Source organism: Staphylococcus sp. HMSC65H10 (genome assembly GCF_001839185.1).
Taxonomy (GTDB): domain Bacteria; phylum Bacillota; class Bacilli; order Staphylococcales; family Staphylococcaceae; genus Staphylococcus; species Staphylococcus simulans.
Genome location: NZ_KV840416.1, coordinates 1 through 604, shown reverse-complemented (window position 1 = coordinate 604; position 604 = coordinate 1). Strand labels below are relative to the sequence as shown.

The following is a 604-nucleotide window of genomic DNA, read 5'->3' as shown; positions in this document are numbered from 1 at the left end:
ATCCCTTCAGCCGGACTTGGGTATTCCTCCAAAAAAATTATATGGACCTTGCAGGACTCGAACCTGCGACCGAACGGTTATGAGCCGTTAGCTCTAACCAACTGAGCTAAAGGTCCTAAATAATTTTACAACTAATAATTAGTGGCGGTGGAGGGGATCGAACCCCCGACCTCACGGGTATGAACCGTACGCTCTAGCCAGCTGAGCTACACCGCCATTGTATAGGTTTATGTTGTAATTAAATATGGTGGAGACTAGCGGGATCGAACCGCTGACCTCCTGCGTGCAAAGCAGGCGCTCTCCCATCTGAGCTAAGCCCCCATATTAATTTAATAATCCTTTTTCTAAGGTTATCGGGAAGACAGGATTCGAACCTACGACCCCTTGGTCCCAAACCAAGTGCTCTACCAAGCTGAGCTACTTCCCGTAGAAAATAAGCGCGCCCGATAGGAGTCGAACCCATAACCTCTTGATCCGTAGTCAAACGCTCTATCCAGTTGAGCTACGGGCGCATTTTATATATATTATGGTGCCGAGGACCGGAATCGAACCGGTACGATAATCACTTATCGCAGGATTTTAAGTCCTGTGCGTCTGCCAGTTC

5 tRNA genes are annotated in these 604 nt (G+C 48.2%); all 5 read right to left on the bottom strand.

Going from position 1 to position 604, the window contains the following annotated elements:
* Positions 1–42: 42 nt before the first annotated feature.
* The 5 genes from HMPREF3270_RS11090 to HMPREF3270_RS11070 all read right to left on the bottom strand — a co-directional run bounded on the left by HMPREF3270_RS11090 (position 43) and on the right by HMPREF3270_RS11070 (position 512).
* A tRNA-Ile gene (locus HMPREF3270_RS11090) sits at positions 43–116 on the bottom strand.
* Positions 117–142: 26 nt separating this feature from the next.
* Positions 143–216: transfer RNA gene (locus HMPREF3270_RS11085), tRNA-Met, on the bottom strand.
* A 29-nt stretch (positions 217–245) separates the two neighbouring features.
* Positions 246–321 (bottom strand) — tRNA-Ala (locus tag HMPREF3270_RS11080).
* Positions 322–353: 32 nt separating this feature from the next.
* Positions 354–427: transfer RNA gene (locus HMPREF3270_RS11075), tRNA-Pro, on the bottom strand.
* Positions 428–438: 11 nt separating this feature from the next.
* Positions 439–512, bottom strand: a tRNA-Arg gene (locus HMPREF3270_RS11070).
* Between the last annotated feature and the right edge of the window lie 92 nt (positions 513–604).